Below are 16472 nucleotides of genomic sequence, written 5' to 3' on the forward strand. Positions count from 1 at the left end.
TTTTTCTCCTGATCGAACAGCGTTACTTTTTCAGAAATACCTCTGTCGCATCATCCACGCCCATAATCACCGTTGTGGCAATATTGATAAACAATCCATGCTCCACGACTCCGACGATCTTTATTAATTGCTCAGCCAGCAGAGCCGGGTCTTGAATCAACCCGAAATCACCGTCAATCAACACATTACCTTGCTCGGTAATCAATGGTTCGTCATCGACCAAACGGATTTTGCCGGTTCCACTCAGCTTTTGTATTTCTGCCAAAACGTAGTTTTGCGCATAGGGAATCACTTCAATGGGCACTGTAAACTTGCCCAGGAACTCGACCTTCTTGGTTGAATCCGTAATAATGATCTCCTGCTTCGAAAGTGCCGCCACTACCTTTTCTTTCAGCAAAAAACTCCCGCCGCCTTTGATCAGCTGCAAATCGGTCGTAAACTCGTCTGCGCCGTCGATGGTAATGTCGATAGCATCTACCTCCTCAATTTTGAGCAAAGGAATATTCAGCGACTCAGCCAGTTCGCGCGTCTTTTCAGAAGTAGGTACGCCTTTGATATTCAACCCATTCTTCACCAACTCACCGATTTCAGCAATGGCAATGTAAGCCGAACTCCCCGAGCCCAGGCCGACGATCTGGCCGTTTGAGAGGTATTTCACCGCTTCTTTGGCGGCAAGTGTTTTTTCGTTTTTCAGGTCTTTCATGAAAGCAAGTTAATAAATCTAAATAGTGTGGTTATTCGATGTCCGCCTGCTCACACCATTTATGGATTCACAAAAAATAATATTAGCAATGCAGTATCGGACAAAATCATCCAGATCACGCATATAAGCGAGGCGGCCTTTAATATACTCTTGGGCCTTTTATATAAGCGAATATAAATCAATGCTGGCGGAATAGTGAATATAAGAGCCCACGCCGCATAGGAATATACTAGAAGATCAACCAACGCCTCGAGCGCATCCAGCACACGTTCGAACTTCCATCTTGCATATATCCACTGGCAGAGATAAAAGTTGCCCACAAACACGAGTAAGTGCGTAGCAACGTACGCCCCGGCGCGAATGACTACATTCCTGGCAAATTGACTTTTCATCGCCTATATGATTTGCAGAACCCGATGCGCTTTCACAGTCAGCCTTCGGTCACCACTTCGCCCTTTCATACTGCACCGGCCACGCGATGGCATCTTTCAAATCCCTGGCCGCTTCCAGGGGAAAGTATGGATTCCGCAAAATCTCACGGGCCATGATGATCATATCTGCATCGTCATTTACGAGAATGGTTTCGGCTTGCAAAGAATTGGTAATCATCCCCACGGTGCCGGTGAGAATGCCGGTTTCGCGTTTGATACGTGAGGCGAAAGGGAGTTGGTACGCCGGGCCGATGGTGATCTGCTGGTGGGCCGCAAGGCCACCCGAGGATACGTCGATGAGGTCGATGCCTTTGTCTTTGAGGACGTGCGCCAGTTTCACGGCGTCGTCGGGGTTCCAGCCGCCTTCGGCCCAGTCGGTAGCGGATATGCGGGTGAATAGCGGCAGGTCGGCCGGCCATACGGTTTGGATGCATTCGATGATGCGCAGGAGCAGGCGAATGCGGTTTTCGAAGCTGCCGCCGTATTCGTCGGTGCGGTGGTTGCTGAGGGGCGACAGGAACTGGTGCACGAGGTAGCCGTGCGCGGCATGTATTTCGATCACTTTAAAACCGGCCTGCAATGCACGTTTGGCCGCAGCGGTGAAGTCGGCAACGACTTTATCGATACCCGCCGCATCGAGTGCGAGGGGTTTGGGATAGTTTTCTGAAAACTGGATCGCGGAGGCGGAGAATGTCTGCCATCCCCCGTGGCTTTGAGGCACTTCCGCCCGGCCTTTCCAGGGAACAGCCGTACTCGCTTTCCTGCCCGCGTGAGCGAGCTGCACGCCCGGTACGCACCCCTGCGCGCTGATGAACGCGGTGATTTGCGAGAGTTTTTCAATGTGCTCGTCTTTCCAGATGCCCAGGTCTTCGGACGAAATGCGGCCTTCGGGCGATACGCCGGTGGCTTCGGTGATGATCAGCCCCGCACCGCCCACGGCGCGACTGCCGAGGTGGACGAGGTGCCAGTCGGTGGCGAAACCATCGACGGACGAGTACTGGCACATAGGGGAAACTATGATCCGGTTTTTGAACCGGATACTTTTAATCGTAACAGGCGAAAACAGCTTTGACATATCGGCGGGATTAGATTGGGCTAATATAGCCTATCAACCCGCATTATCCTGCAAACGTGCGATATTCCTGAACAGGATAGCCTTGTCCGACTCCGAATGCGCGAGCTTAATAGCCGTTTGATAATGCGCAATGGCCTGTGCTTCATTGATACCCGTGTAAAGGTTACCGAGCAGCGAGTAGTAAAAATGGTTGTTGGTCAAATTTAAATGCTCCGCCTCGGCGATGGCCGCTTCCTTCCCGTTCAGTTTGGCAAAGGCATAAATGCGGTTCAATGCGGCAATGGGCGAGTATTCGATGGCCAGCAAATGGTTGTACAAGTCGAGGATATGCGCCCACTTTTCTTGGGAATCTTCCTTATGGGTATGCCAATAGGCAATGCCTGCTTCCAAATGGTACCGGCTCAGCTTTTCACCGGTGGATGCCCGGCTGAGGTAATAGGCGCCGCGTTCGATAAGCTCCCGGTTCCAGAGCGATTCGTCCTGATCTTCATAAAGCACCATTTCGCCGTTCTGGTTGGTACGCGCCTCGAACCGCGACGAGTGAAAGCACATCAGCGAAAGCAATGCACTCGCTTCGGGGCGGTCCGTCAACTCGTTTTCCACCAACAGGAAATTGAGCCGCATGGCCTCCGCGCAAAGCTCCTTACGCAATGTGGTATTTTGGGAAATGGAGTAGTAACCTTCGGAATAAAGCAGGTAAATGGTCGTCAGCACGGTTTCGAGCCGCTCGCCGATTTCCATTGCACTCGGCTGCGCGATGCTGATCTTTCCCTCTTTCAGTTTCTCCTTCGCGCGCTGGATGCGCTTGTATACGACCTCCTTATTCAGCAAAAAAGCGTCCGCAATCTCCTGCACGCCAAAACCGCAAAGCAGGTTCAGCGCGAGCGCCACCTGGGAATCGGCTGGTATGAGCGGGTTGCAAACCGCGAAAATCATCGCCAACTGGCTGTCCGTGATGTTCTGGGGCGACATATCGATCTCAATTTCCTCCTCCTTGTCCGACGAATAGCGGATCTCCGATGCCACCTTCTGTTCGAACAGCGAATTGCGCTTCAAATGATTCTTCGTCCGGTTTTTGGCGACGGTATACAGCCAGGCCGCCGGATTTTCGGGTATTCCCTTGATAGCCCAGGTTTCGGCCGCCGTCAGGAACGTATCGCTCGCAATGTCCTCGGCAACCTCCACGTGCTCGATCCCGAACAGGTAGCAAAGCACGGCAACGAGTTTTCGGTACTCGGTCCTGAAAAGGTGTGGCAGCAGTTCTTTTTCCTCCATGATAATAAGGTCCGGCCTACCCGGCCGGACCCAAACGGTTTACCCGCAAAAGTATCAAAAAGGATTATTTAACTGCAATCAGAGCGCTTTCCGGATTTCCACGGTCCCGCCGAATTCCAGGATCGGTACCGCTTTGGCAATCTCGGCGGCCTCTTCGTAGCCCGTCGCCCGGATGATCACCGCCCCGCCGATCGTTTCCTTAATTTCGGCAAATGGGCCATTCAGCACGGTTTTCTGGGCATTTACCACCAGACCTTCCCCATCCCATTTTCTCCGGAACACGATCCGGTCTTCGGCGGTCATCCTGTCGTACCAGGCGTGCCATTTCTCAAAATGCTCCTGTAATTGCTCCGGGGACGGCTGATTTTCCTTATCCTTGAAATCGCGCCGGAATACCAATAAGAACTCGTCCATAATACGGTACCGTTTTTAAAGTGTCTGATATTTTTGAATGCGAAAACTAATCAGTTTTGGTCAGAATCAACCGAACTGGCCTACACGGTAAGTACCCACGCCGGCCGGGAATGCGATGTTGAGGCTGTTCCAGCTTCTGATGGCCGTAACGACCATCGTCAGGTCCACGATTTCCTCTTCTGTAAACTGTGCGGATACTTCTTTATAAACCTCGTCGGTCACGTGCAGGGAATTCACGGCTTCGGCCCAGGCGAAAGCGGCACGTTCGCGATCGGTATAGTAAGGTGCTTCACGCCATGCGCTCAATCCGTACAGGCGTTGCTCGGTCTCGCCCATTGCACGCAATTCTTTGGAATGCATGTCGAGGCAGTACGCGCAGCCGTTGATCTGAGACACGCGGAAGTCCACGAGTTCCACCAGCTGATGTCCGAGTGTCGATTTTTTAATATAGGCGTTGAGATTGAAAAGCGGCTTTACTGCATTTTGTCCTTTTTGAAAGAAATTAAGTCTGGTTTCCATTTTTCGAGAATTTTTTGATTTAAAAACCTAATGACAATCGGATTTCGCCATCTGGACAAAACTTGAAAAAAATTTTCAAAAAAATTCTCCGGCCATTCGCACAACCGGAGAAGCATTTGATTATCAATAAATTGAATTAAAAAATCGCAATCCGTTGCTTTTGCACCGTACCGTTCTGCCTCGTGATCAGCACCTGGTACATTCCCGCAGCCAGGCCTTTGACCGGGATTGCATCGGGCACGCTCCTGGTTTCGTACACCGTTCTGCCTTCCGTACTGATGATTTGCAGTTGTACAATTTCCTTGCTATTCTCCACCACCATTATATCCGAAACCGGGTTCGGGTAAACCATAGCTGCGGTTTGGCCGTCGAATCTGAGACGGGCTATCTGGCTGTAAGTAAAGGAACCATCCAGGTCCCTCATTTTAAGGCGGTAATAATTCAGTCCGCTGGCGGGCGTGAAATGTACCCATTGATAATGCACCAATGCATTGCTCTCGCCCGTGGCGTCCTCTTCGCCTGCTTTGTACCAGGTTACGGCGTCGAGGCTGTGTTCGATTTCAAAAACTGCACTGTTGCGCTCCTCCGCCGTTGTCCATCGCAAAAGAGCGGTACCGTTCTCCGCGTCCACTTTAAAATGCGTAAGCGTCACCGGCAATGCCGAACAGGCTATTTCTATCGCATCCTGGCTCTCGCATCCGCTGCCGTTTGCGGTAATGGTCGCCTCGCCCGTGCTGGTAAAGTCGCACACCGCAGCAATTGCGCAGCTCGTCAGTTGGGGATTATTCCTGATCACCAACCCGGTGATCGCGAGCGCGGAAATGCGCCCGTTCGCACTCCCCCGCCCGGCATTCGTACCCGTGCCCAGGCCGGAAAGGCTTTTCAGCTCGGCATTGTCGCTGATCTGTATCCATCCCACATTGGTCAGGTTTTCCAACCCCGACAGGTCCGTCAGTGATTCGTTATAACGTATGATGAAGTTAGTGGCCGAAGTAAGGTTATTCAGGCCGTTCAGACTGGTGAGACCACCGTTATCGCCGATCACCAGCCAGTATACGGAGCCCACATGCTCCAATCCGGACAAGTCGGTCATCAGATCATTGTCACTGATGTAGGCTTCGCTGAGATAATTGAGGCTGGTAAGGCAATGCAGACTCGTGAGTTTTTTGTTCGACATGATATTCATCTGGTAGCTGACTGACGTCAGTTGCTCCAATCCGGAGAGATTCGTCAACGCATCGTTCTCACCAATATTAATGCGGCTAACGGAATTTAAACTGGTCAGTCCGTTCAGGGTCACCAGGCTTTTGTTCGCACTGATCGCCAGGATGTCGCTCACAGTTTCGAGCCGTCCCAATCCCGCCAAACTGGTTAACGAATCGTTATTGGTAATATAGAATGTACTGGCGTTAGTAAGGCTGTCCAACCCTTTCAGATCGGCAAGGCCTGCATTGTAACGAATATGGGTCGAGCCCCCAACAAATTTCAGGCGTTCCAATCCGGAGAGGTCGTTCAGCAAATTATTGGTGTATATCAACAAATGCTGCGCGGTAGTCAGGTTTTTCAATCCGCTCAGGCTCGAAAGCGCCGGGTTGTTCTGAATCGTAAGCTTCCCGCTGATGGTTTCGATGTTTTGCAGAGGGCTGAGATCGGTAATGTCCGTGCCGGAAATGGTAATGTCGCCATTAATTGTCTTGCAAGAGGAACTGAACGAATTGACGGCCGACTGTGAATTGAGGCGTAAGTCGGTGAAATTGCACGTCTGGGCTTGGAGAGCGGAAAAGATGAGCGCGTTGAGCACGCAAATTGAGACCAACTTGCATAAAGCTGTTTTCATGAGTAGTAAGTTTAACGTTGAGTAATGGGCTGAATATAATTGATTTACACACATCCGGAGCGCATTTCAAATATTATTTATTTAATAAAAGACAAAAAACTCTTTTATTAAAACATTCACTGCTATCTTTGTGCCAGGTAAGCGGCAATGCACCTGAAAAGCCAATGGGAATATTTTCAAAAACATGCGAATATGCGATGCGGGCGGTGTTTTACATCGCGCAACGTTCGGAGGAAGGCCAGAAGGTTGGAATCCGCGAGATTGCCGTGCATATCAATTCGCCTGAACCGTTCCTGGCCAAAATCCTGCAAAAACTGAGCAAAGACGGGCTGATACTATCGTCGAAAGGGCCGAACGGAGGCTTTTATGTCGATACGGGAGGCTTGCAACGTCCCCTGGCCGACATTGTACGGGCCATTGAAGGCGACAGCATTTTCAACGGCTGCGGGATGGGCCTCAGTTATTGCTCGGAAACCAATCCCTGCCCACTGCACAACGATTTCAAGAAGATCAGAGGGCAAATTGTGGTCATGCTGCAAAACACTTCCATTGGTAAATTCAATGAAGGGCTTATCACGGGCCAGCTTACCTTGAACAAGTAATATTTTTTTACCCAAATAAAGGACAAAAATATCCTTTATTCTAAACTTCAAAATTATGTCCCCACTACAAAAAGACCTCGTAAAAGCCACTGTACCGGTATTGAAAGAACACGGCGTGCTGCTCACGACCCACTTTTACAACCGCATGTTCACCCATAACCCCGAGCTGAAACATCTTTTCAACATGGGTAACCAGCAAAACAAACGCCAGCAAACCGCACTTGCGATGGCTGTACTGGCATACGCGGAGCATATCGAAGACCCATCGGTACTGCTGCCGGTGGTCGACACGATCGGGCACAAGCATGCGAGCCTGCACATCCGCCCCGAGCATTACGCGATCGTCGGCAGGCACCTCATCGCCTCCATCGCGGAAGTACTCGGCGAAGCCGCCACACCGGAGCTTCTCGACGCGTGGACTGTCGCCTATAACCAGCTCGCCGCATTGATGAGCGGGCACGAGCAAACGCTGTACGACGAAAAAGTGAGCCTGCCCGGCGGCTGGTCGGGCTGGCGGCCATTTGTGGTGCGTAAAAAAGTGAAAGAGTCCGACGAGATTACCTCCTTTTACCTCTACCCTGTCGACGGCGGCGCAGTGGCCGATTTCAAGCCGGGGCAATACATCAGCATTCGCCTGTTCCTGCCCGAAATCAACCTGCAACAGCCGCGGCAATACAGCCTGTCGAGCGCGCCGAACGGCGAGTACTACCGCATTTCGGTGAAGCGCGAGGCCGGCAGCCAGCACCCCGACGGCATGATCAGCAACCGCCTGCACGATTTCGTCGAGCCGGGCGACGTCGTCGACCTTTCCGCGCCATCAGGCAACTTCACATTGCAGGCCGAAGACGGCAAACCGCAGGTATTCATCAGCGGCGGCGTAGGCCAGACGCCGCTCTTATCGATGCTCGAATCCCTCGTACGCACCGACGCCACCGCGCCTATCACGTGGGTACACGGGTGCCGCAACGAGCAGGTACACGCATTCAAAACCGACCTGAATGCCATTTCCGAAGCGGTAGCGAACGTCGAAAAGCATTTCTTCTACGATTCCGCCGAGCAACTGGCCGCCAACGAATACCTCGGCTGGGTGTCCCTCGACCAGCTACCGGCCGAAGCCCTGCATCCCGAAGCGAAATACTACATCTGCGGCCCGGGCCAATTCATCCGCCAGCATTACCGCTACCTCGTCGACCGCGGCATTGAAAAGGCCAATATTCATTTCGAAGAATTCGGGCCTTTGTCGTTGTCGGTCAACTGATTCAGCATAGGGAGGCGGCCCGCTGCTGCCTCCCCCATGCCACAAATCCCCCAAACGCCGCAAAAACGACATTGAATACCGGTGACTCGCCTCTGGAAAGGTGAAAAGCCATTGCGCAAAGCATCAGCAACACCACACCCGCCGCAGCCACGAACGTCAATCCGGCCCGGATATTCAGCAATGCAGGCAATACCAATCCTAGCCCGGCCAGCAAATCGATGACGCCCGTCGCCTTCACCAGCACCGGCGGCACCTGCCCTGCCCAGGGCCACATCGCGGAAAGCATTTCCGGCGATTGGAATAATTTCATGTAAGATGCCCAAACGAGCGTGACCGACAGCGATACCTGCGTGATCCACAATGCGGTATGCAGCCATTTCGAGGTTTTTCTGATTGACATTTGGATGATGTTTTGTGATAAAGCAAAAGTATTTACCTTCGCTATCCGTCCGATAGTACTTTCCCGATCGGATAGTAATATCCAAACGGGTAGTAACGGCGCCTTACATTCATCACAAAACACGACATGCTCACAGGAAACGGTTGCCCCAAAACCGCATTATCCATTCGCGATGCCCTCGAAGCACTCGAAGGACGCTGGAAATTGCTGATCCTCTTCGCGCTATCCTCCGGCCCGAAGCGGTTCCGGCAACTCTCGGGCGAAGTAACCGGCATTACCGACAAAATCCTCTCGAAAGAACTGAAAGCCCTGGAAATGAACCAGCTGGTAAACCGGAAAGTATTCGACACCTTCCCACCGACCGTGGAATATTCCATCACCGAGCATGGGGCCTCGCTTGAAAAGGTGCTCGAAGAGCTGCATTACTGGGGGCTGGCGCATCGGACGAAGATTATGGTGAACAACTAAAAGGCGTTCACGAACAACTCGAGAACGCCTTCTGCATTACACCTAAACCTTTCGTACGCTTAACTTTCCATATCGATTTATCGTCGTATGAGAATCTTTCTCGTCGTATGAGCGCCATCGATTCCTGTAATAACGATGTAATAAATTCCCGCAGAAAACCGGCTAACCTCAATGGAGGACTTGAATCCCGATTCCTGGTAAATCATCAAACCAGCAGGTGTAAGGATTTTCATACTTGATACCTGCTCCGGAGCTTCGACGTGGATATTTAAACGGTCGGTTGCAGGGTTAGGATAAATCACAACGCGTTCCAGCGCATTATTATCCTCTAACTCCGCTGTTCTTTCCCCGGCGGCTTCCAATAAATCATTCCCCACTTCCTCCGGTACAGGTGAAGTACTATTCCCCATCAAATAGGCAGGCAAGTAACGCCAAGGCCCATACGATTGCCCTGTCAATGCCAGAACCGGATCATATTTCACCCGAACCCGCACCTTAGTACCAGACCCCTGCTTGTCAATCACATTTTTCAACTCGAAACCCGTAGTGCCCAAATTTGAATAAGTGCTTTGCGATCCTGTTGACTGGGTGCTGTTGGTAATGCGGTTGTTACTGCCTTTGGAAAAGGCTTCCGCCAACGGTTTCGTTTCCCAAGCCAACTTGCCTTTGTTTCTGCCAGTGAAAGATTTGGCAAATAAGCCTGCGCCGAAGTTTTGTTGAGGGAACTGGGTGTGGTTGATGGGAGTGGTGAGATCGGCGGAGTTGTAGAGGCGGAGGTTGTTGCGGATGCCCAATGCGCTATTTCCGTAGTGTACGAATGCCGCATCATTGTCTTGGTATGACCAATCATAATTAGGTGCTCCTACCAATACATCACTATATCCGTCACCATTTACATCACCACCACCTGAAACCGAGAAGCCGACGTAATCATCGTTATAGCTTTTGCTAACATCGAATTCTATTGGATCTGGCTGAATTCCTTGTGGCGACCCGATGTAGATTAACGCTTCGCCAACGAAATGCATATTGAGTTGATCTACATAGTAAGGAGCTCCGACAACCAGGTCACTAAACCCGTCACCGTTTACATCACCAGCGGACGACAGCGAATACCCGAATGCTAGTGCCGTCCCCGCTTGATTTCCAATTATTGTAGAAATGAAGGCATTATCCACTCCATTTGAAGAACCATAGTAAACGTATACAACGCCGTCGCCATTATGATACGGGGAGCCTATTGCAACATCACTAAACCCATCTCCGTTTATATCACCGATGCCTGCAACTGCCCAACCCAAGTTTTCATAGGGCTGGACACCTGTTATATGTGTACTAAAATCTAGCTTAATGCCAGTAGTTGACCCATAAAATATAAAGGAAGATCCGTTATCGGTGGAGCCTGATGAAAATGCCCCAATAACAATATCATCATAGCCGTCGCCGTTCACATCGCCCGCCGAGGCAACGGCATTCCCGAGTCTGGTATCCGCTTGATTACTTTCAAAAGTTTTGATTGAAGCTTTATCCAAGCCATTGTCAGAACCTAAAAAAATGTAGAATCTTCCTTCCTCCGTCTGCCCATTACTTAAGTTTGAGGCTCCAATAACTATGTCATCGTATCCATCCCCATTTGTATCACCAGCACTGGACACTGCATTACCCATAAATGCATTCGAGATATTACTTTCGATGGTAGCTACTATACCACTGAGACCAGCTCCTGAGCCATGAAAAACAAACACTGCTCCCTCATTGTTCTCAACATTATCAAAATTTGGCGCTCCAACAAGCACATCGCCAAATCCATCTCCATTGATATCTCCGGCTGCGGCCACTTTACCAAAAGCTGCATCCGCTTGATTGCATTCCAACAACTTACTTGAATTCAGGTCAATCCCAGTTGGACCACCGTAATACAGGAACGCAACACCTTCTTGAGACTGTCCATTATCGAAAAGGTAGGCACCGATTAGAAGATCAGAATAGCCGTCGCCATTTACATCGCCTGCATTGGCAACAGAACATCCCGATCCTGAAACGACCTGATTGGTATAAACGACATTGTAAGTTCTATCTTGAAAGCTATTTCCCCCCCCATACCAAACAAACACACTCCCCTCATCCTTCTGCCCATGATCAAACGCCCAGCTCCCTACCAGCACATCACTAAAACCATCACCATTTACATCACCAGCCGGAGCGACGGCGCTACCCATCCACGCGTCACCCTGGTTGCTTTCCAGGACCGATACCGGTGTCGCATTCAACCCGTCTTTTGATCCCTGATAGATAAATGCGGCACCTTCGTTGACCTGGCCTTTGTCGTAGTACCGGGCTCCCGCGATCAGGTCTGCGTAACCGTCGCCGTTTACGTCACCTGCGCAAGCCACCGAGAAGCCGAACTGCGCTTCCACCTGATCGCTTTCCAGGGTTTGGGAAGCTACCGTGCTGATACCATTGGCGGAACCGTGGTGGATCATAACGACCCCTTCATTGCTGCTTCCTTTGTCGTAGAGATAGGCGCCAATGGCGATGTCACTGAACCCATCGCCGTTCACGTCGCCTGCGGATGATAGCGCATGCCCGAACCGGGAGTCGACCTGGTTGCCTTCTATAACCGTCGGATTTGCAGTAACCACGCCGCCAGCCGAGCCCTTGAAAATGAATGCGGCCCCTTCCAGTACCTGCCCGTTTGCATAAAGCCGTGCTCCGGCCATGACATCGCTGAACCCGTCGCCGTCTACATCGCCCGCTCCGGCTACGGCGAAGCCCATCATGGCGCCGGGCTGGTTGCATTCCAGAAAGGTTACCAGTCCTAAGCCATTTGGCGCGCCAAGAACCACCACACCGATACCTTCATTAGACTGATTGTTATCAAACTGGTGCGCTCCGGCAAGCATATCGGAATAGCCGTCGCCGTTGACATCCCCGGCCATTGCCACGGAAATACCCAGGTTCGCTTCGGCCTGATCTAATTTAAAGACGTAAGGGTTGTTGGTAACAATCCCACCCGCAGAACCTTTGTAAATGAACACAGCGCCTTCATTTGCGGCAGATGCATCGTAGTATGGAGCTCCGACCATGATATCGGAGAAACCATCCTTATTAATATCCCCAGCGTTACTTACCGAGTACCCCATTTGTGCATTAGCCTGGTTGCATTCCAAAACAGTGGCCGCAAGGCTGATGCCACCGGCGGTACCCGGGTAGAGGAATGCAGCGCCTTCGTCCGCCTGCCCGTTGTCGTATTTCGGGGCTCCTACCAACACGTCGCTATACCCATCGCCGTTGACGTCGCCTGCCGTGGAAACCGAGAACCCCAGCCATGCGTAGCTTTGGTTGATTTCCAATGTTTTATCTGCATTGGCCGGGCTGCCGTTAGCGATGATCGGGTCGATGGTGACCGGATATGCGGCATTGGCTACGTCAACATTAATCTCAATTTGTTTTCCGGAGAGCACCAATTCAGCGACGAGTGGTTTTCCATTCGCGTCCCAGCATTGCAAGTCGCTGTATGTGAGGCGATCTGTCTCTTCGCCCCGGTTTTCAGAATAAAATATCAGCTGACCAGCGTTCTGTTGCCGTGCGAGCAAACCATGGAGCGAAAGGCGCACGGAAAGCTGTTGCGTATGTGCAGGCGCACGGGAGACAATGAAGTTCTGCCGGATCCCTGACTGATTATTGATAAATTCTTCGGCAAAGTCCCGGTGCGCAATAGTCAGTGTATCGCTTCGATTGTCCGTTGCGGCATCGGATTCAGCTGTGGCGATCAGCGCGCCGTCCGCATAAACCCCTTCATTTACCAACTCCATCCGGAAATTCTGGCCTGCCGAATCGACGCGGTTCTGGACGGTAAGGTTGCCCGGCCGGTAATATGCTCTCAGGTTATGCTCCCGGTTTGGGCTTTGCAGCACGTGGTGCGAAGAATCGTAGGTGATATGATACTCGCGCCGGGCAATTTCGCCCTTGATACTGTTTAATGTGCTGCCTGTCGGCACATTCGCTCGCTCGCCGGGTAGGTTCCCCGGTTTCACAGACGCTTTCTCATCGCTCCGATCACGGATGATTGAGCTCAAATTCAGGAAAAAGGCAACGGCCGCAGCGATAGCTGCTCCCGCAAGGATAGTGTAGTGTTTTTTCATCAAGGTATCCGTTTTGCATTTAGAGGTACTGATTTAAGTACTGCAATTTGATACCGAAATGGTTAGGGGAAGAAAACCGATGTCCGATCGGCTGGAAATGAATGTCCTTTCGGAAATATTGATGGTAATGGTATCACCACCGCTCCTCCGCAATCTCCTTCTCAATCCTCGCATTAATGTCAATCCTCGCATCGCGAAACACAAAAACAGTAGTCCCCCACTCCCGCGCATAACGATTCGTGACCGAATCTGCCGCATAACCGGTCGCGAATAATGGCCCCGTTTCTTTCATTTCATCCTCCCCATCACCCCAGGATTTCACGCGGATGAGGTGTTTGTAGCGCTTCGAAAGATCAAACCAGTTGACATAATCCGCATTGAAGCTCACTGCTTTGACGCCCGCTTTGGAATAATAATTAATGGCCCCGGCCTGACCATAGTTATCGCAAAGGACGAGGGTCGCGGCTTTCTCGGGCATCGATGCGTAGGCGGCATCCACTTTGCCCGCAAGCTCCCGCCAGCCGACCATATCGGCGAAATCCTGCGGCAGTTGGTGGTCTTTACCGTCTTCCCAGCGCAGCATTCCCAGCTTTTGATAAGGCTCCGGGTTGGCGGCGATCTCCTCCGGCGTTTTGTTGGGAAAGGCCACATAAAACAGCGGGATGAAGAGTATAATGGGAATCAGCAAAAAAACACCGCGCAGCCACGCCGCTTTCACTTTCGCCCCGATATAAGCAGCCCCGAATGCAATATAAACCGGGTAAATGCCGATGGCGTAATAGCTCTTCGCGCGCAGGTACGTGAAGACCGCGAGGGTGATAATGATGCTGAAAAAGAACAACCGGTACGGCGCCAGCGGCTTGTGGACGAGCAGCCCGTAAAGTCCCGCGACGATGACGAATATCGCGCTCATGAAGAACAGAAGCTGCTCTTTCAGAAAATCGGCGCGGTTCACGTTCACGAGCTGCGTTTCGGCGAGCAGTTTCATGTGGTGAAATACCGGGAAGTTGTTCTGGTATTGCCAGATAAGGTTGGGCGAGATGAGGAGCAATGCAAGCAGGAGCGCGAGGTAAATGTGCCTGTTCAGCAGCATTTTGCGCTGAGGCGTGAGTAAAATGGCAGGCAGGAGCCCTACGACGGCAAATGCGATGTTGTATTTATTTAAAAAACCAATGGCAAAAACAGCCGCAAATGCATACAGCCAGCGGCGGTTATCGGTCTGGATAAAGCTGATCAGGAAATAGTACAGCGCGGTCCAGCACAGCACGTCCAGCGAATTCGGCTGAAAAAGTTGGTTTAGCCTCAATAAAACCGAAAACAACGTGCAGAAGCCAGCCAGCAGACAGGCGTATAAATTGCCTCCCAGCCTCTCCACGGTTCGCCAGACGACCAGGATCGTGAGCGCCCCGAACAGCGCGGGGAAGAATCGCACAGTCCATTCGCCATTGCCCAATGCCTGGATCACCCACGCAAGCCAGGAGGTGACGGGCGGCACCGACAGGAAGCCCCAGGCGAGGTGACTCCCCTGGTCGAGGTGCAGGTACTCGTCGCGGTGCAGCTCGTATCCGGGGATAATGAGAAAATATTGCAGCAGGAATTTCAGGACGATCAAAGTCAGCAGCAGGATGGTTCTTCGGGTCATAGGTGTTTGGGAAGCTATCGTTGGCATGGATTTTGTCCTGATTGCACGCAAAAAAATCAGGATACCATGAACTCAATATCAAATCAGGACAATATACTAAACAGCGGTCCACGCACCAAGGGCGTAGCACGCGACGGTTCGAACAAGAGCCTATGGCAAACCAATGTTACAGCACAGCCGGGCAACAATAGCGCCGCAAATCCGGGACAAATCTTTGATACACTGATCGTTGGAGCTGGCATTACCGGCCTTACCACGGCCTTGCTGCTTCAAAAAGAAGGCCGCAAATGCGTTATCGCCGAAGCGCATTCGCCGGGCTACGGGACTACGGGCGGCACGACGGCGCACATTAACACCTTCGCCGACACTACGTATGCAGAAGTGGAAAGCGGTTTCGGGCAGGAAGCTTCGCAGCAATTTGCCGGGGCCATAGCAGAATCGGTAGCCCTCATTCACAATATGGTGGAAACGTACGGGATCGACTGTGATTTCGAATGGAAGCAGGCTTATGTGTACTCCGAAACGGACGAGGAGACAAAGCAGCTCGACGATCTTTACCAAAGCGCCTTACGCGCTGGTGTGTCCACGGAGCCCGCGCATGACGCGCCCGCGCCGCTCCCATTCCGGAAAGCCGTCGTCTTCGACAAACAGGCACAGTTTCATCCATTGAAATACATTTTAGGCTTGCAAAAGGCATTTACCGACCTCGGCGGAATCGTGTTAGAGAATACGCTGATCGACCACATCGATTCGAACGACGAATACCACACCGCGCACGCAGGCGAGCGGGAGATCAAAGCCAGATCTGTCGTGTATGCTACGCACATTCCGCCGGGCGGGGTCAATGTGCTGCATTTCCGTAATGCGCCTTACCGCAGCTACGTCGTGGCGGCTACCTTGAAGGGCGAAGCCTACCCCGATGCCCTGATCTACGACATGCAGGAGCCTTACCATTACTTCCGGACGCACGCCATTAACGGCCAGAAATACCTCGTATCAGGCGGGCACGACCATAAAACGGGCCACGGCGATCCCGAACAGGCATTCGCGGATCTGATCGAGTACACAAAGAAATGTTACCCGGTGGATAAGATTACCACCCAATGGTCGGCGCAATATTATGTCCCGGCCGATGGCCTGCCTTACATCGGCCAAATGCCGGGTGCTTCGGGGGGCATTTATGTGGCCACGGGCTTTAACGGCAATGGTATGATCCTGGGAACGGTGGCGGCAATCGTGCTCAGCGAATTGATTTCGGAGGGTACCAGCCCTTATGAAAAGCTGTTCGATCCCGCGCGGGTTAAACCGGTGGCAGCTTTCACAGAATTCGTCAAAGAGAATGCCGACGTGGTTGGCCGGTTCGTGGGAGACCGGTTCGGCATTGAGGAAATCGAATCGTTGGGCGAAATTGTTGCGGGTAGCGGTAAAATCGTAGAATATGAGGGTCAGAAAGTAGGTATTTACAAAAAAGAAAACGGCCAGGTAACCGTGCTCGACCCCGTGTGTACCCACGCGGGATGCATTGTTCAGTGGAATAATTCCGAAAAAAGCTGGGACTGCCCGTGCCACGGCGCCCGGTTCAACTGCGAGGGAGAAGTACTTACCGGCCCCGCCCGGAAACCGCTCGACCGGGTCAGCGTCGACCAGGCGAAAGCATCACCGGCCGCCACCCGCTAAAAATCAATGGCGGCCCGGTATCGTCG

General features: G+C 52.0%; 13 protein-coding genes. 4 read left to right on the forward strand and 9 right to left on the reverse strand.

Features of this window, described 5'->3' with window-relative positions; genetic code table 11:
* Positions 1–22 precede the first annotated feature (22 nt).
* From rpiA to BLQ88_RS29540, 6 genes are all read right to left on the reverse strand, one after another.
* Positions 23–703: a ribose-5-phosphate isomerase RpiA gene (rpiA, locus tag BLQ88_RS29510; protein WP_090156608.1), complete on the reverse strand. Its 681-nt coding sequence runs from the start codon at positions 701–703 to the stop codon at positions 23–25.
* 441 nt (positions 704–1144) lie between these two features.
* Positions 1145–2209 carry an NADH:flavin oxidoreductase/NADH oxidase gene (locus tag BLQ88_RS29520; RefSeq protein WP_090156610.1) on the reverse strand — a complete coding sequence of 355 codons (1065 nt, stop codon included), beginning with the start codon at positions 2207–2209 and terminating at the stop codon, positions 1145–1147.
* A 33-nt stretch (positions 2210–2242) separates the two neighbouring features.
* A complete protein-coding gene (locus BLQ88_RS29525) occupies positions 2243–3484 on the reverse strand; it encodes an RNA polymerase sigma factor (protein ID WP_090156611.1) in 1242 nt (413 codons plus the stop codon).
* A 78-nt stretch (positions 3485–3562) separates the two neighbouring features.
* Entirely contained in the window at positions 3563–3898 is a 336-nt protein-coding gene (locus tag BLQ88_RS29530) for a YciI family protein (protein ID WP_090156612.1), read from the reverse strand.
* Positions 3899–3964: 66 nt separating this feature from the next.
* Entirely contained in the window at positions 3965–4417 is a 453-nt protein-coding gene (locus tag BLQ88_RS29535) for a carboxymuconolactone decarboxylase family protein (RefSeq protein ID WP_090156613.1), read from the reverse strand.
* Positions 4418–4553: 136 nt separating this feature from the next.
* Complete coding sequence (locus tag BLQ88_RS29540) at positions 4554–6254, reverse strand: T9SS type A sorting domain-containing protein (RefSeq protein ID WP_090156614.1); 1701 nt, start codon at positions 6252–6254, stop codon at positions 4554–4556.
* A 164-nt stretch (positions 6255–6418) separates the two neighbouring features.
* On the opposite strand from BLQ88_RS29540, the gene BLQ88_RS29545 reads away from it, so the two are divergent.
* Together BLQ88_RS29545 and hmpA are read left to right on the forward strand one after the other, a co-directional pair.
* Positions 6419–6856: an RrF2 family transcriptional regulator gene (locus tag BLQ88_RS29545; RefSeq protein WP_090156615.1), complete on the forward strand. Its 438-nt coding sequence runs from the start codon at positions 6419–6421 to the stop codon at positions 6854–6856.
* Between the two features lie 55 nt (positions 6857–6911).
* Positions 6912–8114, forward strand: a complete 1203-nt coding sequence (gene hmpA, locus BLQ88_RS29550; protein ID WP_090156616.1) for an NO-inducible flavohemoprotein — start codon at positions 6912–6914, stop codon at positions 8112–8114.
* A 1-nt stretch (position 8115) separates the two neighbouring features.
* On the opposite strand, the gene BLQ88_RS29555 is transcribed toward hmpA, so the two are convergent.
* The gene (locus BLQ88_RS29555) at positions 8116–8514 is read right to left on the reverse strand and encodes a DoxX family protein (protein ID WP_090156617.1); all 399 of its coding nucleotides are present in this window, start codon (positions 8512–8514) and stop codon (positions 8116–8118) included.
* A gap of 126 nt (positions 8515–8640) precedes the next feature.
* Here BLQ88_RS29555 and BLQ88_RS29560 point away from each other — a divergent pair, with 126 nt between their 5' ends.
* A complete protein-coding gene (locus tag BLQ88_RS29560) occupies positions 8641–8982 on the forward strand; it encodes a winged helix-turn-helix transcriptional regulator (protein WP_090156618.1) in 342 nt (113 codons plus the stop codon).
* Between the two features lie 77 nt (positions 8983–9059).
* Here the strand turns inward: BLQ88_RS29560 and BLQ88_RS29565 are convergent, their stop codons facing one another.
* Entirely contained in the window at positions 9060–13127 is a 4068-nt protein-coding gene (locus tag BLQ88_RS29565) for an FG-GAP-like repeat-containing protein (RefSeq protein ID WP_090156619.1), read from the reverse strand.
* Positions 13128–13260: 133 nt separating this feature from the next.
* Positions 13261–14769 carry a glycosyltransferase family 39 protein gene (locus BLQ88_RS29570; RefSeq protein ID WP_090156620.1) on the reverse strand — a complete coding sequence of 503 codons (1509 nt, stop codon included), beginning with the start codon at positions 14767–14769 and terminating at the stop codon, positions 13261–13263.
* Between the two features lie 66 nt (positions 14770–14835).
* Here BLQ88_RS29570 and BLQ88_RS29575 point away from each other — a divergent pair, with 66 nt between their 5' ends.
* A complete protein-coding gene (locus BLQ88_RS29575) occupies positions 14836–16446 on the forward strand; it encodes an FAD-dependent oxidoreductase (protein WP_090156621.1) in 1611 nt (536 codons plus the stop codon).
* The last annotated feature ends 26 nt before the right edge of the window (positions 16447–16472 follow it).

The sequence above is a fragment of the Dyadobacter soli genome (genome assembly GCF_900101885.1).
Taxonomy (GTDB): Bacteria; Bacteroidota; Bacteroidia; order Cytophagales; family Spirosomataceae; genus Dyadobacter; species Dyadobacter soli.